24 protein-coding genes are annotated in these 23,488 nt (G+C 65.6%); 14 read left to right on the forward strand and 10 right to left on the reverse strand.

All coding sequences use genetic code 11. The annotated features are described in order from the left end of the window. Positions 1-9: 9 nt before the first annotated feature. The 4 genes from dut to ubiE are packed head-to-tail and all read right to left on the reverse strand — an operon-like array spanning position 10 to position 4,000. Positions 10-465: a dUTP diphosphatase gene (dut, locus tag MA07_RS18110; RefSeq protein ID WP_036354233.1), complete on the reverse strand. Its 456-nt coding sequence runs from the start codon at positions 463-465 to the stop codon at positions 10-12. Continuing rightward, a complete protein-coding gene (gene coaBC, locus MA07_RS18115) occupies positions 462-1,676 on the reverse strand; it encodes a bifunctional phosphopantothenoylcysteine decarboxylase/phosphopantothenate--cysteine ligase CoaBC (RefSeq protein WP_036354236.1) in 1,215 nt (404 codons plus the stop codon). Before coaBC ends, dut begins: the two co-directional genes overlap by 4 nt. Continuing rightward, complete coding sequence (ubiB, locus tag MA07_RS18120; protein WP_036354239.1) at positions 1,673-3,247, reverse strand: 2-polyprenylphenol 6-hydroxylase; 1,575 nt, start codon at positions 3,245-3,247, stop codon at positions 1,673-1,675. Before ubiB ends, coaBC begins: the two co-directional genes overlap by 4 nt. A 3-nt stretch (positions 3,248-3,250) precedes the next feature. Beyond that, positions 3,251-4,000 (reverse strand): bifunctional demethylmenaquinone methyltransferase/2-methoxy-6-polyprenyl-1,4-benzoquinol methylase UbiE, encoded by a 750-nt coding sequence (gene ubiE, locus MA07_RS18125; RefSeq protein ID WP_036354600.1) that lies wholly within the window; start codon positions 3,998-4,000, stop codon positions 3,251-3,253. Positions 4,001-4,184: 184 nt separating this feature from the next. Between ubiE and mutM the strand changes: the two genes are divergently transcribed. The 11 genes from mutM to MA07_RS18180 all read left to right on the forward strand — a co-directional run bounded on the left by mutM (position 4,185) and on the right by MA07_RS18180 (position 18,023). Next, the gene (mutM, locus tag MA07_RS18130; protein ID WP_036354241.1) at positions 4,185-5,072 is read left to right on the forward strand and encodes a bifunctional DNA-formamidopyrimidine glycosylase/DNA-(apurinic or apyrimidinic site) lyase; all 888 of its coding nucleotides are present in this window, start codon (positions 4,185-4,187) and stop codon (positions 5,070-5,072) included. A gap of 85 nt (positions 5,073-5,157) precedes the next feature. Beyond that, entirely contained in the window at positions 5,158-5,931 is a 774-nt protein-coding gene (locus MA07_RS18135; protein ID WP_036354244.1) for an enoyl-CoA hydratase, read from the forward strand. A gap of 2 nt (positions 5,932-5,933) precedes the next feature. Next, positions 5,934-6,725 carry a TSUP family transporter gene (locus tag MA07_RS18140; RefSeq protein ID WP_152568914.1) on the forward strand — a complete coding sequence of 264 codons (792 nt, stop codon included), beginning with the start codon at positions 5,934-5,936 and terminating at the stop codon, positions 6,723-6,725. Between the two features lie 175 nt (positions 6,726-6,900). Continuing rightward, on the forward strand, positions 6,901-7,167 hold the full coding sequence (rpsT, locus tag MA07_RS18145; protein WP_036354247.1) for a 30S ribosomal protein S20: 267 nt from the start codon (positions 6,901-6,903) through the stop codon (positions 7,165-7,167). 830 nt (positions 7,168-7,997) lie between these two features. Beyond that, on the forward strand, positions 7,998-9,449 hold the full coding sequence (dnaA, locus tag MA07_RS18150; RefSeq protein WP_052003320.1) for a chromosomal replication initiator protein DnaA: 1,452 nt from the start codon (positions 7,998-8,000) through the stop codon (positions 9,447-9,449). A 162-nt stretch (positions 9,450-9,611) separates the two neighbouring features. Then, positions 9,612-10,730, forward strand: a complete 1,119-nt coding sequence (dnaN, locus tag MA07_RS18155) for a DNA polymerase III subunit beta (protein WP_036354253.1) — start codon at positions 9,612-9,614, stop codon at positions 10,728-10,730. Positions 10,731-10,924: 194 nt separating this feature from the next. Further along, positions 10,925-12,085: a DNA replication/repair protein RecF gene (gene recF, locus MA07_RS18160; protein WP_036354257.1), complete on the forward strand. Its 1,161-nt coding sequence runs from the start codon at positions 10,925-10,927 to the stop codon at positions 12,083-12,085. Then, positions 12,082-12,867, forward strand: coding sequence for a CPBP family glutamic-type intramembrane protease (locus MA07_RS18165; RefSeq protein ID WP_036354260.1), 786 nt, complete (start codon positions 12,082-12,084; stop codon positions 12,865-12,867). The genes recF and MA07_RS18165 overlap by 4 nt, the downstream gene beginning before the upstream one ends. A 3-nt stretch (positions 12,868-12,870) precedes the next feature. Next, positions 12,871-13,485 (forward strand): LysE family translocator, encoded by a 615-nt coding sequence (locus MA07_RS18170; RefSeq protein WP_036354263.1) that lies wholly within the window; start codon positions 12,871-12,873, stop codon positions 13,483-13,485. A gap of 200 nt (positions 13,486-13,685) precedes the next feature. Continuing rightward, positions 13,686-16,112 carry a DNA topoisomerase (ATP-hydrolyzing) subunit B gene (gyrB, locus tag MA07_RS18175; protein ID WP_036354266.1) on the forward strand — a complete coding sequence of 809 codons (2,427 nt, stop codon included), beginning with the start codon at positions 13,686-13,688 and terminating at the stop codon, positions 16,110-16,112. 225 nt (positions 16,113-16,337) lie between these two features. Beyond that, positions 16,338-18,023, forward strand: coding sequence for a sensor domain-containing diguanylate cyclase (locus MA07_RS18180; RefSeq protein ID WP_160195457.1), 1,686 nt, complete (start codon positions 16,338-16,340; stop codon positions 18,021-18,023). A 107-nt stretch (positions 18,024-18,130) separates the two neighbouring features. Here MA07_RS18180 and MA07_RS18185 read toward each other — a convergent pair whose 3' ends face one another. From MA07_RS18185 to MA07_RS18195, 3 genes are all read right to left on the reverse strand, one after another. Further along, entirely contained in the window at positions 18,131-18,550 is a 420-nt protein-coding gene (locus tag MA07_RS18185; protein ID WP_244445281.1) for a DoxX family protein, read from the reverse strand. Positions 18,551-18,585: 35 nt separating this feature from the next. Continuing rightward, on the reverse strand, positions 18,586-19,008 hold the full coding sequence (locus tag MA07_RS18190; protein ID WP_036354272.1) for a YciI family protein: 423 nt from the start codon (positions 19,006-19,008) through the stop codon (positions 18,586-18,588). A gap of 67 nt (positions 19,009-19,075) precedes the next feature. After that, a complete protein-coding gene (locus MA07_RS18195; RefSeq protein ID WP_036354275.1) occupies positions 19,076-19,507 on the reverse strand; it encodes a VOC family protein in 432 nt (143 codons plus the stop codon). 60 nt (positions 19,508-19,567) lie between these two features. Between MA07_RS18195 and MA07_RS18200 the strand changes: the two genes are divergently transcribed. Beyond that, complete coding sequence (locus MA07_RS18200; RefSeq protein ID WP_036354278.1) at positions 19,568-20,269, forward strand: winged helix-turn-helix transcriptional regulator; 702 nt, start codon at positions 19,568-19,570, stop codon at positions 20,267-20,269. Between the two features lie 87 nt (positions 20,270-20,356). Here the strand turns inward: MA07_RS18200 and MA07_RS18205 are convergent, their stop codons facing one another. Continuing rightward, on the reverse strand, positions 20,357-21,097 hold the full coding sequence (locus MA07_RS18205) for a dienelactone hydrolase family protein (RefSeq protein WP_036354281.1): 741 nt from the start codon (positions 21,095-21,097) through the stop codon (positions 20,357-20,359). Positions 21,098-21,218: 121 nt separating this feature from the next. On the opposite strand from MA07_RS18205, the gene MA07_RS18210 reads away from it, so the two are divergent. Next, a complete protein-coding gene (locus MA07_RS18210; RefSeq protein ID WP_036354284.1) occupies positions 21,219-22,304 on the forward strand; it encodes a patatin-like phospholipase family protein in 1,086 nt (361 codons plus the stop codon). Positions 22,305-22,308: 4 nt separating this feature from the next. Here MA07_RS18210 and MA07_RS18215 read toward each other — a convergent pair whose 3' ends face one another. Both MA07_RS18215 and MA07_RS18220 read right to left on the reverse strand, forming a co-directional pair. After that, the gene (locus MA07_RS18215; protein ID WP_036354286.1) at positions 22,309-22,488 is read right to left on the reverse strand and encodes a hypothetical protein; all 180 of its coding nucleotides are present in this window, start codon (positions 22,486-22,488) and stop codon (positions 22,309-22,311) included. Between the two features lie 75 nt (positions 22,489-22,563). Then, positions 22,564-22,836: an HNH endonuclease signature motif containing protein gene (locus MA07_RS18220; protein WP_036354289.1), complete on the reverse strand. Its 273-nt coding sequence runs from the start codon at positions 22,834-22,836 to the stop codon at positions 22,564-22,566. Positions 22,837-22,926: 90 nt separating this feature from the next. Here MA07_RS18220 and MA07_RS27950 point away from each other — a divergent pair, with 90 nt between their 5' ends. Continuing rightward, complete coding sequence (locus MA07_RS27950; RefSeq protein ID WP_052003294.1) at positions 22,927-23,472, forward strand: BON domain-containing protein; 546 nt, start codon at positions 22,927-22,929, stop codon at positions 23,470-23,472. Positions 23,473-23,488 lie beyond the last annotated feature (16 nt).

Here is a 23,488-nt window from a genome sequence, read left to right on the forward strand (position 1 = left end):
CGGATGCCCCTACCCCAAACCCGTGGAGCCGAAACCGCCGGCGGCACGAGGTGTTTCATCCACCTGCTCCACCTCAACCGGCTCCACCTGAATGACGGGTGCAACGATGACTTGAGCAATCCGCATGCCGCGCGTGACGGCGAAGGGCTCCGAGCCCAGATTGACGAGCAGCACCTGCACCTCGCCGCGATAATCCGCATCGACGGTGCCCGGTGCATTGAGCACCGTGACGCCGTGCTTGAAAGCCAATCCCGAGCGAGGACGCACCTGGGCCTCGAAGCCGGGTTCGAGTTGAAGCACAAGACCTGTGGGAACGAGCGCACGCTGCATCGGCTGCAGGACGATCGGCGCGTCGGCAGGATTGGCGGCGGTGAGATCCATGCCCGCCGCACCGGCTGTTTCATAGCGGGGAAGCGGCAGATCGGCCGCATGGGCAAGGCGCTGGATGCGCAAGCGGTGGCTCATGGCCTGCTGCCTCCCACCATCGCGCCGAGACGCTCGACGAGCTTCTTCGCCACGTCGGTTTTCGACAGGGTCGGCCAGGTCTCCACATCGGAGGCTGTGACGAGATGCACGGTGTTGCTGTCGCCGCCCATCACGCCCGTTGCCGTCGAGACATCGTTGGCGACGATGAGGTCGCAGCCCTTCTTGGCGAGCTTCTGCCGGGCATGCTCGATCACGTTCTCGGTCTCGGCCGCGAAGCCCACCATGAGCGGCGGGCGGTTGCTTGCGTGTCGTGCGATGGTGGCGAGGATGTCCGGGTTCTCCGCGAGCGACAGGTTCGGCAACGCGCCGTCCTTCTTCTTGATCTTCTGCTCGCCCGCATTGTCGACGCGCCAGTCGGCCACGGCGGCAGCGAAGATGCCGATATCGGCGGGCAGCGCCTGCTCCGTGGCCTGCAGCATCTCGCGGGCGCTCTCCACATGCACGACCGTCACGCCCGCGGGATCGGGAAGGGTCACGGGGCCGGCGATCAGGGTGACGCGCGCACCGGCTTCAGCGGCGGCCTTCGCGATGGCGTGGCCCTGCTTGCCGGAGGAGCGGTTCGCGATGTAGCGCACCGGATCGATGGGCTCATGCGTCGGGCCGGAGGTGACGATCACGTGCTTGCCGGCGAGCGGGCCCGAGGGCGCCAGCAGACGCTCCACGGCAGCCGCAATCTCCAGCGGCTCCGCCATGCGGCCGGGGCCGAACTCGGCCTCCGCCATGGCACCGTCATTGGGCCCGACCACGTGAACGCCATCCGTCTGCAAGGTCTTCAGATTGCGCCGCGTCGCCGGGTGCAGCCACATGCGCACGTTCATGGCCGGCGCGATCAGGATCGGCAGGGTGGTGGCGAGCAGCACCGTGGAGGCGAGATCGTCGGCGTGTCCGCCGGCCATCTTGGCCATGAGGTTGGCGGTCGCCGGAGCGATCACGATCAGATCCGCATCGCGGGCAAGCTTGATGTGACCGATATCGGCTTCGTCCTCGCGGTCGAAGAGATCCGTGTGGGAGCGCTGTCCGGTGAGCGCAGAGGCGGCGAGCGGCGTGATGAACTGCTGCGCGCCGCTGGTGAGAATACAACGCACGGAGGCACCGCGTTCGCGCAGGCGGCGGATGAGATCCAACGATTTGTAGGCCGCGATGCCGCCGCCGATGACGAGGAGGATGCGTTTGCCGGAAAGCGTCGTCATGCGAAGCCCCTGAACAGCATGATCATCAGCGAGGCCGCAATGATCCACAAGGCCGCCACGCCCCAGCGGTTGCCTCGCGCCTCGGCGCGCCCGATGGCCGCGACGCTGTCCTGATTGAGGGACACGCCCCGCGCCGTCACGTCCTCGAGCTGGTTGAGCACCCGCTCGGCGCGCAGGGCCAGCTCCGGCAGGTCGCCGATCACGCCGGCCAGCGTCCACAGGCCACGGCCCGCCTGCTCGGCGCGGCCCAGCGGCCCGAGATTGCGCTCGATCCAATCACGCACCACGGGCTCGGACGTGGTCCACATGTCGAGCTTCGGGTCGAGGTTGCGGGCGACGCCCTCCACGACAACCATGGTCTTCTGCAGCATGACGAGCTCGATGCGGGTCGCCATGTCGAACAGCGCCGTGATCTCGAAGAGAAGCGTCAGGAGCTTCGCCATGGAGATCTCGTCGGCCCTCCGGTCGTGGATCGGCTCGCCGATGGCGCGGATCGCTTGCGCGAAATCCTCCACCGAATGGTGCGGCGGCACGTATCCGGCCTCGAAATGCACCTGCGCCACGCGCAGATAATCGCGGCGGATGAAGCCGAGAAGGATTTCGGCGAGGAAGCGCCGCTCCTTCATGCCGAGCCGGCCCATGATGCCGAAATCGACAGCCACAAGCCGCCCTTCCGCATCGATGAACAGATTGCCCGGATGCATGTCGGCGTGGAAATAGCCGTCGCGGATGGCATGGCGCAGGAAGGACTGGATCACCGTGCGCCCCAGCGCCACCCGGTCGAAGCCGGCGGCCTCGATGGCCGCAAGATCGTTGAGGCGGATGCCCTCGATCCAGGTGGTGGTGAGCACGTCGCGGGCGGTGAGGTCCCATTCGGGCTTCGGCACCCGGAAATCGGGATCGTCCTTGGTGTTCTCCGCCAATTCCGAGACGGCCGCTGCTTCGAGACGCAGGTCCATCTCGACGGCCACGGAGCGGGCCAGCGCCTCCACGATCTCAAGGGGTTTCAGGCGCTTGGCATCGGGCACCATGCGCTCGAACAGGCGGGCGGCGGCGCGCATGGCCTGCAGGTCGCGGGCGAAACCCTCGCGCACGCCGGGCCGCACCACCTTCACGGCCACCGTTTCCTCGCCCTCTGCGGTTCGGATGCGGGCCCGGTGGACCTGCGCGATGGAAGCGGCGGCAATCGGCTCGCTGAACTCCAGGAAAAGCACGTCGATCGGACGGCCGAGGGCGATCTCGACCATGCGCACCGCCTCCGCCCGCGGGAAAGGCGGCATGCGATCCTGCAGGCGTTCCAGGTCGCGGGCGGCCGCAACGCCGACGATGTCGGGGCGGGTCGCCAGGAACTGGCCGAACTTCACGTAAGAGGGCCCGAGCCGCGTCAGGGCCTTCGACAGCCGCGCCGCGCCGTCGCCCGCCTGGGGACGCTCGACGAGGCGGGCCATTTTCAACCCGAAGCGCGCGGCGGGGGGCAGGGCGCTCGGATCGACGAGCGCCAAAGCGCCTTCGCGCGCCAGGACGAAGCCGGCGCGCAGGTTACGAGCGAGGTGGAAGAGGCTGCCGATCACGCTTTAAATCTTCCAGCCCGAGTGAATGGCCACGACGCCGGCCGTCAGGGTGCGGTGGGTGACGCGCTTGAAGCCCGCCTCCTCGATCATCCGCGCAAAGGCCGCCGGCGGCGGGAAGCGGCGGATCGACTCGACGAGGTACTGGTAGGATTCCGCATCCCCCGTCACCATCGCTCCCAGCTTCGGGATCACGTTGAAGGAATAGGCGTCGTAGATTCTGTCCAGCAACGGCACGTCGACCTTGGAGAATTCCAGGCACAGGAAGCGCCCGCCGGGTTTCAGCACCCGGTGCGCCTCGCGAAGCGCCGCATCGATGCGCGGCACGTTCCGGATGCCGAACGCGATGGTGTAGGCATCGTAGGTCTTGGATTCGAGCGGCAGCTCCTCCGCATTGGCCTCGACGAAGTCGATGCGGCCCTCATAGCGGTGGCCGGCCCGTTCGGCGCCGACCTTGAGCATCTCGCCGTTGATGTCGAGCACCGTCACGCGGGTCTGCGGCCCGCCCTGATCGAGAATGCGGAAGGCCACGTCCCCGGTGCCGCCGGCCACATCCAGATGGCGGAACGGCCGGTCGCGGGGCGGGCGCAGGGTGGAGATGAGGGCGTCCTTCCAGACACGGTGGAGGCCTGCGGACATGAGGTCGTTCATCAGGTCGTAGCGGCCTGCCACCGAGCGGAAGACCTCGTTGACCTTGCCCTGCTTCTCACCCAGGGGCACGGACTGGAACCCGAAATGGGTGTTCTCGTCGGTCATGATGTCTGAGCCTCTTGTCACCTGGAGCATCGGATATATCCGATGCTCCACCCTTTAAAGCGCGCATCGTTGGGCGCGGAAAACCGGAAACCACTTTTCCGCACGATGCACTAGTGTCGCGATCCATAGCGGAAGCGGGGCCTAAAGGCTATGTAAGAGCCCTCAAGAAGCCGAGAGATGGTTGATGCCTGAACTGCCCGAAGTCGAGACCGTGCGCCGCGGCCTGGAGCCCGCCATGGTGGGAGCCCGCTTCACCAAGGTGACCCAGCGCCGCCCGGATCTGCGCTTTCCCTTTCCCGAGCGGTTTTGCGAACGTCTGGAGGGGCAGGAGGTCAAGGCGCTCGGCCGCCGGGCCAAGTATCTCCTGGCCGATCTCTCCTCCGGCGAGGTGCTGGTCATGCATCTGGGCATGTCCGGCCGCTTTCTCGTAACCAAGGACGGCGCCACCCGGATGCCCGGCGAGTTCCATCACGAGCATGGAGGCCTGGGGGCTCACGACCATGTGGTGTTCGGGCTCTCAAACGGGGCGACCGTCATTTATAATGACGCCCGCCGCTTCGGCTTCATGGATCTGGCGCCCCGCCAGGAGATCGAGACCTCGAAGCATTTTGCCGGCATGGGCATCGAGCCCCTCGGCAACGAGCTCTCGGGCGAGACCATCGCCAGATTGTTCATGGCTAAGCGCACGCCCCTGAAGGCCGCTCTCCTCGACCAGCGCCTGATTGCCGGCCTCGGCAACATCTATGTGTGCGAAGCCCTGTTCCGCACCGGCCTTCATCCGGAGGCTCCGGCCGGATCGCTCGTGACCAAGAAGGGCGAGCCGACCGACAAGGCGCGCCAGCTCGCGGATGTCATCCGGGACGTGCTCGCCGAGGCGGTGGAAGCTGGAGGCTCCACCTTGCGCGACCATGCCCAGGTGGATGGGTCGCTGGGCTACTTCCAGCATTCGTTCCGGGTCTACGACCGGGAGAGCGAGCCCTGCGTCACGCCCGACTGCACCGGCACCGTCACCCGCCTGGTGCAATCCGGCCGCTCCACCTTCTACTGTCCGGAATGCCAGAAGCGCTCCTGAACTCAAGTCAGGGCTTCCCGATTTTCACTTGCCGGGTCATGCGCCCTCGCCTACCGGTGTCCCATCATCGAGCAGGAGATGTCACATGGCTTTTGAGACGATTCTCACGGAGACGCGCGGCAAGGTGGGGCTGATCACCCTCAACCGTCCGCAGGCCCTGAATGCCCTCAATTCCACGCTCCTGGGCGAGGTCAACCAGGCGCTCGACGCCTACGAGGCGGACCCGAACATCGGCTGCATCGTCATCACCGGCTCGGAGAAGGCTTTCGCGGCCGGCGCCGACATCAAGGAGATGGCGGAGCTCGACTATCCGCACACCTACATGGCCGACTTCTTCTCCGGCTGGGAGAAGGTGTCGGGGCGGCGCAAGCCCATGATCGCCGCGGTGGCGGGCTTTGCCCTGGGCGGCGGCTGCGAGTTCGCCATGATGTGCGACTTCATCATCGCGGCGGACAACGCCAAGTTCGGCCAGCCCGAGATCAAGCTCGGCGTGATGCCCGGCATGGGCGGCACCCAGCGCCTCACGCGCCTCATCGGCCGGGCCAAGGCCATGGAGATGTGCCTGACGGGCCGCATGATGGGAGCCGAGGAAGCCGAGCGCTCCGGGCTCGTCGCCCGGGTGGTGCCGGCGGCCGATCTCATCAACGACGCCCTGAAGACGGCGGACACCATCGCGTCCATGTCGCTGCCCATCGCCATGATGACGAAAGAGACCATCAACCGGGCCGACGAGATCTCGCTCTCGGAGGGCATCCGCTTCGAGCGACGCCTGTTCCACGCCATGTTCGCCACCGCCGACCAGAAGGAAGGCATGGCGGCCTTCGTCGGCAAGCGCCCCCCTGAGTTCAAGAACGGCTGATCGTGCCCGACATCGGCTTCGACATGATCGCGGCTCTGACCGCGATCTCTTTTCTCGCGGGCTTCGTGGATGCCATCGCGGGAGGCGGCGGGCTTCTCACCGTGCCGGCCCTTCTGCTCGCCGGCCTCGATCCGGCCCAGGCGATCGCCACCAACAAGGTGCAGGGTTCGGTGGCGGCGGCCTCCGCCACCTACACCTTCGGCCGCAAAGGCCTGATCGAGTGGAAGAAGGCCTGGGGCTTTACCCTGGTGGCCTTCACGAGCAGCATCGCCGGGGCATTGTGCGTGCAGTTCCTGCCGCGTGCCGTGCTCGAAGTGCTGATCCCGGTCATGCTGATCGCCATGGCGATCTACTTCGCCCTCTCGCGCAAGATGAAGGACGAGGATGCCCAGGCCCGCATGACGGCTCTCGCCTTCGGCCTCACCGCCCCGGTGGCCATCGGCTTTTATGACGGCATCTTCGGGCCGGGGGCAGGCTCCTTCTATATGCTCGCCTTCGTGACGCTGCTGGGCTACGGGGTTGTGAAGGCCACCGCCCATACCAAGCTCGTCAACTTCGCGAGCAATTTCGGCAGTCTCCTTCTTTACGCTGCGACAGGCGCGGTGATCTGGCCCCTAGGGCTCGCCATGTCCGTGGCGTCCCTGCTCGGAGCCCAGGTTGGGTCGCGGCTTGCCATGAGACTGGGCTCCCGGCTCATCCGCCCGCTCCTGGTCGTGGTGTCGAGCCTGATGGCGCTCAGGCTCCTGCTCGACCCCGCCAACCCCTGGCGCCAGGGCCTTTTGGCGCTTTTTTGACGCGCAAAGGCCTATGGTCGTTGACGTTCGCAGGGTTCGCGTCTATAAGCCGCCTCACATGAGCCCGCGCGTCCCGCGGGCTCTTCGGTTTCCATGCAATCAACCGATCGCTGCCGGAGCTCTCCCATGGGCTTGAGCTTGGCCATCGGGATTTTAAAAAGAACGAGGATGGGCCATGGCCAACACCGTGTCCGCCAAGAAGATGACCCGCAAGATCGCGAAGCGCACCGCGATCAACAAGTCGCGTCGCAGCCGCATGCGGACCTTCGTCCGCAAGGTTGAAGAGGCCATCGCTTCCGGCAATCAGACCGAGGCTGCAGCCGCCCTGCGCGCTGCCGAGCCGGAGATGATGCGCGCGGCCCAGAAGGGCATCGTGCACAAGAACACCGCGTCGCGGAAGGTCTCGCGCCTCGCGAGCCGCATCAAGACGCTCAGCGCCTAAAAAGCAGCCCTCGAAGCTGCCTTTCCATCACGGATCAGACCCGGCCAAGAGGCCGGGTTTTTTCATGCCCGATGCTGGATTCTACGTCCAAATTTTATCCACACGAGAGCTTGACTTTATCCCCGTATGACAGGGTGAAGGCTCCACAGTGTGGATTCAAAATGCACATAAAAGATCGACTGGATTCAACAGCTTAGCAGGCAAAGCATCGCGAAGCATCAGAATCACCCTCGATTCGGAGCGAATCGGTTCTGAATCAAGGTTGCGCAAAAACTCTTTTTTCGGGACTGCGCACAGGCTGTGATGACACAGTGAATCAGTTGAAGAGTCAGCGATTTACAGCCCAGATTCAAAACCTGTGGACGAGCCTGTGAACGCCATCGGGTGCTCCCGGGAGGTTGAGACTCGACTCAGCCATATTGCACGCCCTCCCGCACCCTGTGTAAGGTCCATTTGCTTCGACGGCTCGCCGTTAAGTCATTCACTCAAAGCCTGAACTAAAGACACCATGCGCGGGGATAAGCTGTTGTTTCACTCTCTCAAGAAGCAAGCGCAGACTCATCCTTTATCGCGAGGTAAACTTGCCAGACCTTGAGTGAAGACCAAGGAGATGACAGATGACGATCATCTCCACTTAAAATCGAACAAATAATCTTTAGTACAATTGGGGGCGCCACGTTCTGAATAACCTGTGAGGCATCTGTGCCTTGGTGTTCAGAAACGGGACATGCGTAGGGGTTTCCGGCCTTAACAGGGGGAAGCCTCGTGGAGGGACATTGATGTATCGCAGCGAAGACCATCGCACCTTTGCCGCTCCGAGCGAGAACGGCATGGATGTTCCGGGCGAGCAATCGGCCTCTGAAGTTTGGGCGCGGGTCAAGCGCCGCCTTCGGGCCGAGCTGGGCGAGGATATCTTCGCCAGCTGGTTCGGACGCCTGGAGCTGGACTCGGTGATCGAGGGCTGCGCTTATCTGACCGTTCCCACCCGCTTTCTGAAGAGCTGGATCGAATCTCACTACGCCGATCGGGTGCTTGCGGTTTACCGCTCTGAAGCCGGTGACGTGGAGCGGGTGTCCATCGGCGTGCGCAGCACCCTCGGACGCGATCCTGCATCCCAGCGCCGGGCGAGCGAAGCTCCGCGCCCGGCCTCTGCTCCTTCCATGGCGATGCCGAGCATGAATCATGAGATCAAGGCTCCTGCTGCACCCTCCTCTCACGAGGAGCGCGGCGAAGGCGGCGAACTCGGCGGCGCCCCGCTCGATCCCCGTCTCACCTTCGAGAGCTTCATCGTCGGCCGCTCCAATGCGCTGGCCCATGCGGCGGCGGATCGGGTCGCCCATGCGCAGAACGGACAGGCCATCTACAACCCGCTCTACCTTCATGCGGGCGTGGGCTTGGGCAAGACGCATCTTCTGCATGCCATCGGCCATGCGGTGCGCGCCCAGGGCCGCCGGGTGATCTACCTCACGGCCGACCGCTTCATGTACGGCTTCGTCGCCTCCCTGAAGGCCCAGACATCGCTTGCCTTTAAGGAGCGCCTGCGCGGCATCGACCTGCTCATCATCGACGACGTGCAGTTCATCCAGGGCAAGCAGATCCAGCAGGAATTCGGCCACACCCTGAACGCCCTCATCGATGCGGGCCGCCAGATCGTCATCGCCGCCGACCGTCCGCCGGCGGATCTGGAAAATCTCGACGAGCGGGTGCGTTCGCGCCTCGCCGGCGGCCTCGTGGTCGAGGTCAGCGCTCTCGACGAGGCGCTGCGCACCTCGATCCTCACCACCCGCATCGAGGCTCTGAAGACGATCCATCCCACCTTCGAGGTGGGGCCGAACGTGATCGCTTTCGTGGCCCGCTCCATCACGGCCAACGGCCGCGACCTCGAAGGCGCCGTGAACCGCCTGCTGGCGCACGCGACGCTCACGAACTCCGCCATCACCCTGGAGACGGCCGAGGCCGCGATCCGCGATCTCGTGCGTAACCGGGAGCCCAAGCGGGTCAAGATCGAGGACATCCAGAAGCTGGTGGCCTCGCGCTACAACGTCTCCCGTTCCGATATCCTCTCGGAGCGCCGCACCGCCGCCGTGGTGAAACCGCGCCAGATCGCCATGTACCTGTCCAAGGTGCTGACGCTGCGCTCCCTGCCCGAGATCGGCCGCCGCTTCGGCGGGCGCGACCACACCACGGTGCTCCACGCCGTGCGCAAGATCGAGAAGGCTCTGGGCGAGGACCACGCGCTCTCCGACGAGGTCGAGCTCCTCAAGCGCATGCTGCAGGAATAGGACCATCGAGGCCGGGTTCCGGCCTGTCGCCGGGGCCAGAATAGCCCCGGCCTTGCTTTCTCCGCCGACAAAAGCCAATCTTGCTGCCCTGCTTGTCCCGCCCAAGGGCGACCTGCCGCGGGCGCGAGCCAAGAATTTCACCGAAACCGGGTGTCGAAGGTTATGAGAGTTACCGTTGAGCGCGCCGCTCTGCTGAAGGCGCTGGGGCACGTGCACCGCGTCGTCGAGCGCCGCAACACCATTCCGATCCTCTCCAACATCCTGCTGCGGGCCGGAGAGGGCTCCTTGCGTCTGAAGGCCACGGACCTCGACATCGAGGTGACCGAGACGATCCCGGCCGACATCACGGAGGCCGGCTCCACCACCGTCCCGGCCTACATGATCTACGACATCGTGCGAAAGCTGCCCGACGGGGCGCAGGTCTCCCTCGAAATGACGCCCGATATGGGCCAGATGCAGATCCGCTCCGGCCGCTCTCGCTTCATGCTGCAGGCTCTGCCCGAGAGCGACTTCCCGGATCTCGCCGCCGGCGACCTGCCGCACCGCTTCACCCTGGCGGCCGCCGACCTCAAGCGCCTGATCGAGAAGACCCAGTTCGCGATCTCCACGGAAGAGACCCGCTACTACCTCAACGGCATCTATCTCCACACGCTGGACGTGGGCGGCACCATCGTCATGCGCGCCGTCGCCACCGACGGCCATCGCCTCGCCCGCGTCGAGATCCCGGCGCCGGGCGGCTCGGAGGGCATGCCCGGCGTCATCATCCCGCGCAAGGCCGTGGCCGAGATCGTCAAGCTCGTGGAGGATGGCTCCGAAAACATCACCATCGAGTTGTCCTCCGCCAAGGTGCGGCTGACCTTCGACGGCGTGGTGCTGACCTCCAAGCTCATCGACGGCACCTTCCCCGACTACCAGCGCGTCATCCCGGCCGGAAACGACAAGGTCCTCGTGGTCGAGCGCGCCGATTTCTCGAAAGCGGTGGACCGTGTCTCAACGATCTCGTCGGAGCGCGGCCGCGCCGTGAAGCTGGCGCTCGGTGACGGACGTCTGACGCTCACCGTCAACAACCCGGATTCGGGCAGCGCGACGGAAGAGCTCGAGGTCGATTACGATGCGGCGTCGATCGATATCGGCTTCAACGCCCGCTACCTCCTCGATATCGCATCCCAGCTCGACGGCGACACCGCCGTGTTCAAGCTCGCCGATCCCGGCTCCCCCACGATCATCCAGGACCGCGAGGGCGCTGCGGCGCTTTACGTCCTGATGCCGATGCGGGTGTAAGCCGCATCTCCGGAGTCATCTTCACAATCAAACTTCGCGTCATCACCGGCCTTGTGCCGGTGATCTCGCCTCAGGAAGACGCAACGCCCTTCTTACCGGGATGGCCGGGACAAGCCCGGCCATGACGATCCGCGTGACGGTTCGGCCGTGCCGACGCTTGATCTTTCGCGCCCGCTCCTGAATGAAGGGGGCGCATGTCCACCGCCCCCGTTGCCGCTTCCCGAATCGCCCGTCTGATCCTTCAGGATTTCCGCACCTATGCGAGCCTGAATCTCACCGTCTCGCGCCCGCTGGTGGCGCTGGTGGGCGAGAACGGCGCGGGCAAGACCAACGTGCTGGAGGCGATCTCGCTCTTCATGCCCGGCCGTGGCCTCAGGCGCGCGGAACTTGCCGAGATGGCGCGCAAGGAAGGGCCGGGCTCGTTTGCCGTGTCCGTCACCCTCGATGCGCCTTACGGCGAGCACCGGCTCGGCACCGGCCTGGAGCCGCAGAGCGAGACGGCACGGGCTTCGCGTATATGCCGCATCGACGGGATGCCGGCTTCCTCGCCGACTGCCTTTGCCGAGTACCTGCGCATCGTCTGGCTCACCCCCGACCTCGATGCCCTCTTCCGCGGCCCTGCCGGCGACCGGCGCCGGTTTCTCGATCGGCTCGTGCTCGCCGTCGATGCAGAGCATGGCACGCGGGTGAATGCACTCGAGCGGGCGCTGCGCTCACGCAACCGCGTGCTGGAGGAAAACCCGGACGATCGTCTCTGGCTCGATGCGCTGGAGCGCGAGGTGGCGGAGCTCGCCATCGCGGTCGCGGCCGCCCGCCGGGAGACCGTCGAGCGCCTCGCAGCCCTGATCCTGGAGACCCGCGAGGAGGAGTCCCCCTTCCCCTTCGCCACGATGGGCCTGGAGGGCGATCTCGACACCCTGGTGGCCACCCTGCCGGCCGTCGATGCCGAGGACCGCTACCGGGCCACCCTACGGGAATACCGGCCCCGCGACCGGGCTGCCGGACGCACCCTCGTGGGGCCTCAGGCCTCAGACCTGCTCGTCCGCCACGGCCCCAAGGACATTCCGGCCAACACGGCCTCCACGGGCGAGCAGAAGGCCCTGCTCATCGGTCTCGTGCTGGCTCATGCGCGGCTGGTAGCCAGCATGAGCGGCATCGCGCCCTTCGTGCTGCTGGACGAGGTTGCGGCCCATCTCGACCCGCGCCGCCGGGCCGGCCTCTTCGCGGCACTGGAATCCCTTGGCGGGCAGGTCTGGATGACCGGCGCGGATCCAAGCCTTTTCGTGGAGCTCGAGGGCCGGGCCGACCTGCTCCAGGTCCAGCCCGGGCGGATCGAGCCTCTGGACCGGCCATGAAGTCGTCGGCCGGCTTCCTGAAGCCTTTCCTCGTCATGAGCGGTTTAGGGCTTTTGGGCGTTCTCGCGCTCATCCCTCTCATGGAGGCCTCCATCGAGCAGGCAAGCCGGCTGCCCGGTGCGCCGGCCCTGTCGCGAGCGGCCCTTGCGCTTCTGCTGCTAGGGCAGCCTGCCGTCATTCTGCTCTTCACTGTCGCGCTAGGCGTCGCACTGACGGAGAAAGCCGGCCTGACCTCTCTGATCCTGCGCCACCTGCGCGGCGACCCGCTGGGGCCGGCGGCAAAGGGCTGGGGATCCACGCTCGCCCTGGCCATCCTGTTCGCATCGAGCGTCGCCTTGGCCGACCTCATTCTTCGCGGAGCCTTTCCGGCGGCCTTCGAACGCGTTCCCCGCTTGGACGAGGTCACGCTGGCGGGCCGCCTGCTCGGCCTCCTCTACGGCGGGATCACGGAAGAGCTCATGATGCGGTTCGGCCTGATGACTCTTCTTCTCTGGCTGGGTCTCCGCCTGACCGGAGGGCGCGGGCGCTCCATGCTGACCTGGACCGCCGTTCTTCTGACCGCCCTCATCTTCGCCGCCGGTCATCTCGGAGCCGCCGCCCCGATGATGCAGGCGGATGATCATATCCTGCTCGTCAGGACGCTTGCGCTGAACGGAATTCTGGGGCTTCTCTTCGGGGGGCTCTATGCCTGTCGCAGCCTGGAACACGCCATGCTGGCCCACATGGCCTCCCATGTCGTATTCTGGATCGCAACGCCGCTTCTGGTCGCCCTTGGATTCTGAGCCATGGATCTCGCAGGCCTTCTGCTTTTCTCCTCCGCCCTCTTCATCGCCGCGGCTTCGCCGGGGCCTGGCATCGCCGCCATCGTGGCGCGGGTGCTGGGGCGCGGGCCGAAGGAGGCGGTGGCCTTCAGCATCGGGGTGGCCTTGGGCGACGTGGTCTGGCTCTCGTTCGCGATCCTGGGCCTCGCCGCCCTGGCCCAGGCCTTCCACGGGGTATTCCTGGTGGTGAAGTACCTGGGCGCGGCCTATCTGCTCTACATCGCCTACAAGATCTGGACCGCGCCCGTGATGGCCCAGGACATCGAGGCTGAAAGCCGTGCGGAGCACCCGGCCAAGCTCTTCCTCGCCGGCCTTGCCGTGACCATGGGCAACCCGAAGGTCATGGTGTTCTACCTGGCGCTCCTGCCCACCTTCCTCGACCTCACACGGATCAATCTGCTGGGCTTTGCCGAGCTCGTGGTTGCGACCCTGACGGTGCTGGGCGTCGTCTTTACCGGGTACATCGCCCTGGCCGCCCGGGCGCGCCGCCTCTTCACCAGCCCGCGGGCGATCCGTATCCTCAACCGGACCACCGGCACGGTCATGGCAGGTGCCGCAGCGGCCGTGGCGGCGCGCTGATCGCTTTCGAGCCCCTGAGGCAACAAACCGCCCCTCACGCGCCCTGATTCGGCAGTTTTTGGTGGATTTTCCGCCCGTTTTCACGCGCGCGTATGCGCGTGGGGGTGAAATTTCAACCATTCGCACCTAAATAACTGATCTGACGAATCAAAACCTGAGCGCACGCCTCCCCCTTTTTGCTGCGCTCCGAAGGATCCCAAATGGCCGAACCTGCTATCAACGTGAATGCCGACGCCTATGGCGCTGAATCGATCAAGGTGCTCAAGGGCCTTGATGCGGTGCGCAAGCGGCCGGGCATGTATATCGGCGATACCGACGACGGCTCGGGCCTCCACCACATGGTCTACGAGGTGGTGGACAACGCCATCGACGAGGCGCTGGCTGGTCACGCAACGGAAGTCACGGTCACGCTCAATGCGGATGGCTCGGTGACCGTCACCGATAACGGCCGCGGCATTCCCACGGACATCCACAAGGGCGAAGGCATCTCGGCGGCCGAAGTCATCATGACCCAGCTGCATGCGGGCGGTAAGTTCGACCAGAACTCCTACAAGGTCTCCGGCGGCCTGCACGGCGTGGGCGTTTCGGTGGTGAACGCGCTCTCGAGCTGGCTCAAGCTGCGCATCTACCGCAACGGCAAGGCCCACGAGATCGAGTTCAAGCACGGCAATGCGGTCGCGCCTCTCGCGGTCGTGGGCGACGCCGATGGCAAGCGCGGCACGGAAGTGACCTTCCTGGCCTCCACGGAAACCTTCACCATGGTGGAGTACGACTACAACACCCTGGAGCACCGCCTGCGCGAACTCGCCTTCCTGAACTCGGGCGTGCGCATCATCCTCACCGACAAGCGCCATGCGGAGCACAAGCGCGAGGAGTTGATGTACGAAGGCGGCGTCGAGGCCTTCGTGCGCTATCTCGACCGCGCCAAGACCCCGCTGATCCAGCAGCCGATCATGATCCGGTCCGAGAAGGACGGCATCGGCGTGGAAGTGGCCCTGTGGTGGAACGACTCGTACCACGAGAACGTGCTCTGCTTCACCAACAACATCCCGCAGCGGGATGGCGGCACGCACCTCGCGGGCTTCCGCGCAGCGCTCACCCGTCAGGTGAACGGCTATGCGGAATCCTCCGGCATGACGAAGAAGGAAAAGGTCTCGCTCACCGGCGACGATTGCCGCGAGGGCCTGACCGCCGTCGTATCCGTGAAGGTGCCGGACCCGAAATTCTCGTCGCAGACGAAGGACAAGCTCGTCTCGTCCGAGGTGCGCCCCGCCGTCGAGAACGTGGTCAACGAGGCCCTCAACAACTGGCTCGAGGAGCACCCGCAGGAGGCCCGCACGCTGATCGGCAAGGTGGTGGAAGCCGCCGCCGCCCGCGAGGCGGCCCGCAAGGCGCGCGAGCTCACCCGGCGCAAGGGCGCGCTCGACATCGCGTCTCTCCCCGGCAAGCTCGCCGACTGCCAGGAGCGCGATCCGTCGAAGTGCGAAATCCTCCTCGTCGAGGGCGACTCGGCCGGCGGCTCGGCCAAGCAGGGCCGCGACCGCTCCTTCCAGGCCGTTCTTCCCCTGCGCGGAAAAATCCTCAACGTGGAGCGCGCGCGCTTCGACAAGATGCTGGGCAGCCAGGAGATCGGCACGCTGATCACCGCGCTCGGCACCGGCATCGGCCGCGAAGAGTTCAACCTCGACAAGCTGCGCTACCACCGCATCATCATCATGACGGACGCGGACGTGGACGGCTCGCACATCCGCACCCTGCTGCTCACCTTCTTCTTCCGGCAGATGCCGGAGCTGATCGAGCGCGGGCACCTCTACATCGCGCAGCCGCCGCTCTACAAGGCGACCCGCGGCAAGTCGTCGATCTATCTGAAGGATGAGCGCGCGCTGGAAGATTACCTCATCGGCGAGGGAATCGAGAACGCCGCGCTGCAGCTCGAAACCGGCGTATCGTTCCAGGGCGATCAGCTCAAAGGCTTGATCGACGAGTCGCGTCTCGTGCGCCAGGTGCTCAACAGCCTGCACACCCGCTACGACCGTAAGATCGTGGAGCAGGCAGCGATTGCCGGTGCGCTTCGTCCCGACGTTGCCGAGGATCCGCAGCAGGGTCCTGCGAAGGCGGCCTACATCGCCCAGCGCCTCGATGCGATCTCGGAGGAGATCGAGCGCGGCTGGACCGGTGAGGTGCGCGAGGGTGGCTACGTCTTCTCCCGCACCGTGCGCGGCGTGACGCAGACCGCAACCCTCGACCAGGCGCTCATCGCCAGCCAGGAAGCGAAGAAGCTCGACGAGCGCGCCACCTCCCTGCAGGACGTCTACGCGAGGCCGGCCAAGCTCGTGCGCAAGAACGACGAGATGCAGATCGACGGTCCGCTCTCCCTGTTCCAGTCGGTGCTCTCCGCCGGCCGCAAGGGCCTGCAGCTCCAGCGCTACAAGGGCCTCGGCGAGATGACCGCCCAGCAGCTCTGGGAAACGACCCTCGACCGCGACGTGCGCTCGCTGCTCCAGGTGAAGGTGAAGGACACCACCGACGCCGACGACCTGTTCGTCAAGCTCATGGGCGACGTGGTGGAGCCGCGCCGCGAGTTCATCCAGGAGAATGCCCTCTCGGTGGCGAACCTGGACGTCTGACGCCATCCCATCACCATTCAGAAAGGCGGGGCAGTTGAAAGCTGCCCTGCCTTTTTTCGTTTCTGCGCCGGGCGCGTGGAAGATTTTGCTTTAACTTTCAACGCAGATGCCGCTGCGGAAGGATTCCCTTAACCGATCTGTTGGAAGGTATCATCAAGACAAGGCAGGACAGGGTAAGGCTCGACGCCCATGACTTATCTTCGGCGGACAGCCGCGATGTTGGCCATGCGCCATCGATCGCTCCGGCAGCAGGTGACCCTGCTGGTCGGCGTCCTGTGCTTTGCGCTCGTGTGCATCGTTGCGGTGGGCGCAGCCTATATCGCTCAGAGCCGCGTTCGCGGCATCGTCATGGCCCATGAGGCGCAGCAGGCTGCCGTGATCGCCAAGATCCTGGACCGCGGCATGTTCGAGCGGTACCGGGAGGCCCGCAACCTCGCCGCGATGCCGGCTCTGAACGCGATCTGGACCGGAGAGCCTGCGGGCATCCGTCAGACGCTTGAGCGGATCCAGGCGTCCTACCCGGACTATGCCTGGATCGGATATGCCACGCCCGACGGAACGGTGCGGGCGGCAACGCAGGGCATGCTGGAAGGTCAGTCCGTGCAGGCCCGGCCCTGGTTCCAGGACGGGCTCAAAGGGCCTGCCGTCGGTGACGTGCACGAGGCGAAGCTCTTGGCCAAGCTCCTCGGTCCGGGACCGAACAACGAGCCTTTCCGTTTCGTCGATGTGGCCGCTCCGGTTCGCGACGATGCGGGTCGCATCGTTGGCGTGATCGGTGTCCATCTGAGCTGGACATGGGCCGATGAGACGCGCCAGTCCATCCTCGGCAGCCAGTTCGATGCCGGCGGGAGATCGCTCTGGATCCTGTCCGCCGACGGAACCATGCTTCTGGGGCCGCGGATCGGCAGCAGGCCTTTCTCCGAGGAGCAGGTGCTGTCCATGCGCCAGGCGAAAGCCGGCGCCTTCGAGGATGCAGCAGGGCCGGAGCCCATGCTCACGGGCTTTGCCGCTGCCGAGGGTTACCGGGATTACCCGGGTCTCGGCTGGATTATCGTCTCGCGTCAGCCGGACAGCATCGCATTTGCGGCAACACGAGGCATCGTGTGGATGATCATGGGGCTGGGCTGCGCCATCGCGGCCATCGGGCTGGTCTGCGCCCTCTTCATTGCCCGAGGCGTGGTTCGCCCCCTGCAGACGATCATCGAGGCCGCCAACCGGATCGGCCGCGACCCTGCCATCACCCAGCTGCCGCGCGTGACCGGATCGCTGGAGATCGTACAGCTCTCCTCGGCCCTTCGCTCCCTCCTGCGCAGAGCCGGCGCTGCGGAGCAGCAGGTGATCGCAACCTCGTCCCAGCATGCGAAGGACGTGTCCACCCTCCGGCATCTGGCCGAAACGGATGCGCTATCCGGGCTGCTCAACCGCCGGGGCTTCAGCCTTCTCGCCGATGACGCGTTCAGCCTCTACCGGCGCTACGAGCGCCCTGTCGCCGTGCTGATCCTCGACATCGATCTCTTCAAGAATGTCAACGATACCTATGGCCATGTCGCCGGCGATACAGTGATCCGGTCGGTGGCCACGGCTTTGACCAAGGCCCTTCGCACCTCCGACAAGGTGGCGCGGTTCGGTGGCGAGGAATTCGTCGTTCTCGTGCATGAGGTGGATGGGGCCGGGATCATCACCGTCGCCCAGAACCTGCGCCGGGCTGTTGAGGCCCTCACCATCGAGCATCAGGACCACCGGATTGCGGTGACGGTCAGCGTCGGAGGCGCCATGGCCAGCCGCAGCGACGAGGACGTTCAGGAAGTGATCGAGCGGGCGGATTCAGCCCTCTACAGGGCCAAGGCGGCAGGCCGCAACCGCGTAGTCATCGACGGGATGCAGATCCAGCTCGCCACCGCTGTCGCCTGACAGGATCTTGCGAAGCAAGGCCTGCACGCGAGCCACGACCAAGCGTCGTTGCAGGCGTTCTCCCGTTTGTGAAGATGGAATGATCCTTCCGCGTGATCGTTGAAACGTCAGCGCAGCAGCGCCCGGATGCGTGGATCGCGCAGCCAGAGTCCGGCCCACAGGACGATGCCCACATAGACGCCGAACAGGGTGTGGCTGAAGAGCGGAGAACCGACCCGCACTTGGGTGGCGACGGCACCACCGAGATAGGCGGTGATCAGGATCGCTCCCAGGACGGCCGTTCGCGGATAGGCATAGAGAAGGGTGGAGGCGATCAGCACGACGCCGAGAGCACGCCAGGTCACGGGATCTGCCGGCCAGCCCAGCGGGACCACCGTATCGATCACCACCTGAAGCGGCACCAGCTTGATGGCGCCGTCGAACAGGAGGAAAAGAACGACGAGACCGCTCAAGGCTCGTCCGGTCCAGACAAGGCCGCTGCTCGTGGGAGCGGTCTCTGCCGTTGCCGTGTGTGGCATCGTTGTCATTCGTTCCCCCTTACCCGGCAGCAGCCGACGAGATGTCAGCGGTCGGCCAGCTTTTCGCTTGTCCGATCGTGCAGTTCGGAGACCTCGGGCGTCATGACCTCTGCAAAATCCGCCATTTCATAGATCGGGCGGATTTCAATCTCGCTTGGGCCGGGCATGGGATTAGGGCAGCGCTTCACCCACTCGACCGCCTCGGCCATGTCCCTGACCTCCCAGAGCCAGTAGCCGGCAACCAGCTCATTGGTCTGGGCAAAGGGCCCGTCGACAACGGTGCGGTTCGGGCCGTCGAAGGCCACGCGCCTGCCCTGAGACGAAGGCTTCAACCCCTCGCCAGCCTGCATGATGCCGGCATTGACCAGCTCCTCGTTGAACTTGCCCATGGCCTCGAGGAGCTCGGTCGAGGGCATGATGCCCGCCTCGCTGTCCTTCGTCGCCTTCACCAGAACCATCACGCGCATCGTCTTCTCCCCTGTGTTCCACGCAGATCCCTTCGGCCTGCCGGTTTCTGCCTTGGCCTGTCCACCGTTAGGCCGATGCCATCTCGCCCATGGTTTCCTTGGCGGCGTCCATGTCCATCCACATCACTTCCCAGATGTGGCCATCGAGGTCCTCGAAGCTGCGGCCGTACATGAAGCCGTAATCCTGCTTCGGGCCGATATCGACCGTGCCGCCGGCTCCGTCGGCCCGCTTCATCATGTCGTCGACGGCGTCGCGGCTGTCGGCCGAGAGGCAGATCAGCACCTCGGTGGTCTTCTTGGCGTCGGCAATCGCTTTGGGCGTGAACTGACGGAACTTGTCATGGGTCAGGAGCATCACATGGATGGTCTCGGAAAAGACCATGCAGGCGGCGGTGTGGTCGGTGAACTGCTCGTTGTTGACGGCGCCCAGAGCCGCATAGAACGCCATCGACCGAGGCAGGTCGCTGACGGGCAGGTTCACGAAGATCAGCTTGGACATTGGGTCTCTCCCTCCGGCTTGTTTTGACATTGATTCCACGTTCAGTTATGAATAGCAACTATGAAGTTAGAAAAAATAACTGAAAAGCCGGAAGCCCGTTCCAAGCGCCACTACGAGGACGCCTGTGCGGCGGCTCATGCGCTCGATCTCGTGGGCGAGCGCTGGGCGCTTCTGGTGATGCGCGAGCTCATGCTGGGTCCGAAGCGCTTCAGCGACCTGCGGGAGAGCCTGCCGGGTATCAGCGCCAATGTGCTCACCCAGCGGCTCGAAGGTCTGGAGGCTGCTGGCGTGCTCGTGCGGCGCAAGCTGCCGCCCCCTGCCGCGGCGCAGGTCTACGAACTCACGGAATGGGGCTACGAGAGCGAGCCGATCTTTCAGGCTCTCGGCCGCTGGGCGGCGCGCTCGCCCTCGCATGATCCGACCCTGCCCTTCAGCACCGCATCCTTCCTGCTGTCGCTGCGAACGATGCTCGACTCCGAGCGGGCGAAGGGCCTGGAGGCGCGGGTGGGCTTCCGCCTCGGCGAGGAGACGTTCATGGCGCATCTGACGGATGGAAGGATCGAGATCGGCCGCAGCGCTCTCGACGGCGCCGACCTGATCTTCACGGGCACGCCGCCGGTCCTAGCCGGGGCGATCTATGGCGGCCAGCCGCTGGAAGCCCTTGAGCAGGCAGAAGCCCTTCAGGTCGAGGGCGACCGCGCCCTCGCCCGGCGTTTCACCGGCCTGTTTCCCCTGCCGCCGAAGGCCGCAAAGCCGGTCTAGCGCATCGTGCGGACCCAGAGGACCGCTTAAAGGGACTGAGCATCGGATAAGCCCCAAAAGTGCAAGCTCACTTTTGGGTCCGATGCTCTAGCGCAGCGTCTCGTCGAACAGCGTGAGCAGGCGCTTCCAGTGCCGCTCGGCGCCGCGCTCGTCATAGACCCTGTTGTCGGAAACCGCCCAGCCATGGGCCATGCCGACATAGTTCTCGATCACATGGTCGATCTCGGCCCGGCGCAGGGCCTCCGCCAGCCGCGCCGACTGCTCGGGCGGGAAGCTCTCGTCGACGCCGGCGCTGCCCACATAGACGCGGCCCTTGATCGTCGCCACGTTCAGGTGCGGGCTGTCGGGCGCATCGTTGGCCAAGCGCCCGCCGTGGAAGCTCGCCGCAGCGGCGATGCGCTCCGGATAGGCGGCCGCCGCGTTGATGGCGCGGCTGCCGCCCATGCAATAGCCGACAACGCCGATCCGGCCCGTGGCTCCCGCTTGGGTGAGCGTCTCCAGAAACGCCGCGCTGTCGCGCCGGGTCATGTCCTGGGTGGTGTCGCCGATCATGCTCCGCAACCTGGTGCGGGTGGGCTCTTCGCTGAAGGCCGTCTTGGCATCGAGAGGGCCGTAATCGCCGTAGCGATAGAAGAGATCGGGCAGCAGAACCACATACCCCTCATCCGCCAGGCGCTCGGCCATGGCGTCGAGCGCGGGGCGGGGCCCGAAGGCATCCATGTAGAGGATCACGCCGGGAATCTCCGACGCAGGCTGGCGGTCCGGCTGAAACAGGCCGGCCTTGGCGGTTCCGTCCTGAGTCCTGATCGCGATGTTTTGCTTGGCCATGTCCGTCTCCCATCATGCCTGTCGCGGAACCGCTGCCGCCTGCATGCGTTCCCTGCCCTCTCCTATGCCCGCATGGGAGCACCATTTCAAACCCGGCACGTTTTCTTACCAAGGCAATCACATGGCTGCGTCGTCGAAGCTGGATCGGGACCAGCCGCTCACCCTCGTGCTCGGCGGCGGCAACGCGCTGGGCTCCTATCTCGCGGGCGCCTACGAACAGCTGCAGCAACGGGAGATCGAGCCGCAATGGATCGTCGGCGGGTCCATCGGGGCGGTCACGGGAGCCATCATCGCCGGCAACGCGCCGGAGGATCGCCTGCCGCGCCTCAAGGCGTTCTGGGACGAGGCGATGATCAGCACGCCGGGCCTGCTCGGGCGCGGCACGAAGATCCGCCACACCTATAACGAGTTGCACACGATCACGGCGCTCCTGTTCGGTCGGCCCGGTCTGTTCGGGCACCGTTTTCCCGGCATGCTGTCCATGCTGCCCTGGATACCGCACGACGTGGCGCTCTACGATCACAGCCCTCTTCAGCAGACGCTGGAGCGGCTCGTGGATTTCGACCGGCTGAACCGGGCAGACATTCGCCTCACCGTCGGCTGCGTCGATCTCGAGAGCGGCGAGGATGTTCTCTTCGATAACACTCGGCATGAGCTCACGCCCGAGCACTTCCTGGCGAGCTCCGCCATCACGCCGATCTTCCCGCCGGTGGAGATCGACGGACGTCTGCTCTGCGATCCGGGCTACACCAACAACCTGCCCATCGAGGTGCCATTTGCGGAGCCCCTTAAGGAGGATTTCACCTGCATCGCCGTCGAGCTGTTCAGCCTGCACGCCGCGCGTCCGGCTTCGCTCAGCTCGGCTGCGGAACGCGCCAACGACATGATCTTCGCCAGCCCCACGCGACGGACCCTGAAGGGACTCAAGCGGGAATACGCCCTGCGTGAACAGCTGGAGCCCGATGGCCCCCAGGCCACGCTGCTGCATATGGCCTATTTCGCGGGCAGCGACGAGCGCGCAGGAAAGACCTTCGACTACTCGCCGTCCTCGATCCGAGACCGTTGGGCCGCCGGACGGCGCGACATGGAAAAGAGCCTCGCGCTCCTGGATCGCGCCCCCGCCGACAAGCACCGCCTGCGCTATCTGGCTCTGAGCCCCGAGCAGGAGGCGGCTTCCGCGGAAGCCGGCGCCGCGGCCCGCGCCTGAATGGTCAGGGTCCGCCGGCGAGCGATCCCACCACCGCCATGGTGAGCTCGTCGAGATTGACCCGGCCTTCGATGGTGATCGTCTCGGCCTCGCCCGTCCTGACGCGCAGGCCCTGCTCGCCGGCCTCGGACTGGCGCTTCAGCTCGGCGATGATGGCCTCGCGCACCTGATTCTCGATGTTCATCGCTGTCTCCGTTCGAAGAAAACATCCGGCTGTCGAACGTCGGCGCGAGCAGCCCTGTTCCACATCCGCCGGTGCTCAGGCTGTTGGCTTGCCCGCCTTGAGAATCCCGAACGCCTCGGCCTCCATGGTGCCACGCTCGTTGTTGCAGGCGGAGCAGGCCAGCACGAGGTTGTCGGGGGTGAGCGGGCCGCCGAAGGATCGCGGATGCACATGGTCGAGGGTCGCAAGATCCAGGGCGCGTTTCACCCCGGGACCGGGACGGCGCGCCGGGATTCCGCAATAGACGCAGCGCCCTCCGTCACGGGCATAGACATCCTCGAAGAGCTTGATGCGTTGCGCGGCTTTCATGGGGCTAGAGGCTCTTCGCTGCGGTGGGATCGTCGTGTGGAACCACGGGCAAGCCGGGTGGTTGCTCCTGCAATCACAGGAGCATGAGCCATGGTAGACACCCGCCGCAGGAACCGGAACCCCTTCGACGACAACGGCTACGGTGACGTGCCCCAGGGCGCCGTGGGCTTCCGCGGCGAGGGCCGGGAATATCCCGGCGGCTACGGCAGCGATGCCGACCCGTTTTCCGGCGGCGTGATCGACGACGGACGGGGCGGTCCGCCGGACGACGAAGGCTTCGACCCGGGCTACAGCCGGCCCCGCTCCGGCTACGGCGCCTTAGGCACCCGCGACCCGAACGATGCCGATGTCCGCTCCGGTCGGGATGAGAACCGGCCCGGCACAGGCCAGCATCGCGGCCGCGGCCCCAAGGGCTACCGGCGGTCCGACGAGCGCATCCATGAGGATGTGTGCGAGCGTCTGACCGAGGATCCCTTCATCGATGCATCGAACGTCGAAGTCGTCGTGAAGGACGGCGAGATCACCCTCAACGGCACCGTCACGAGCCGTGGCCTCAAGCGCCGCGCCGAGGATCTGGCGGAGCTCGCCTCCGGCGTCTCGCACGTCCAGAACAATCTTCGCGTGCAGGGCGTCTGAACCTGGGGCAGCCCTG

This window comes from Microvirga sp. BSC39 (assembly GCF_000739015.1).
Taxonomy (GTDB): domain Bacteria; phylum Pseudomonadota; class Alphaproteobacteria; order Rhizobiales; family Beijerinckiaceae; genus Microvirga.